Source organism: Vibrio sp. 10N.222.49.C9, from assembly GCF_041474985.1.
Classification (GTDB): Bacteria; Pseudomonadota; Gammaproteobacteria; order Enterobacterales; family Vibrionaceae; genus Vibrio; species Vibrio crassostreae_C.
In genome coordinates this window covers 1-247 of sequence record NZ_JBFRVD010000745.1, presented here as the reverse complement: position 1 = coordinate 247, position 247 = coordinate 1, and the positions used below count along the sequence as shown (strand labels likewise).

At 49.0% G+C, this 247-nt stretch carries 1 pseudogene; it reads left to right on the top strand.

What is annotated here, in order from left to right:
* Nucleotides 1-247, top strand: a pseudogene (locus AB4585_RS25375) (bifunctional NADH-specific enoyl-ACP reductase/trans-2-enoyl-CoA reductase); the annotation flags it as partial.

Genomic DNA, 247 nt, shown 5'->3' with positions numbered 1-247 from the left:
ATCAATGCTCTTTCTGAAGCGGGTGTATTAGCTGACGGTTGTAAGACTGTGGCGTACAGCTACATCGGTACTGAGCTGACATGGCCAATCTATTGGGACGGTGCTCTAGGCCGCGCTAAGATGGACCTAGATCGTGCTTCAACAGCATTGAACGAAAAGCTATCTGCTACTGGCGGTACAGCAAACGTTGCAGTACTTAAGTCTGTTGTAACGCAAGCAAGCTCGGCTATTCCAGTAATGCCTCTGT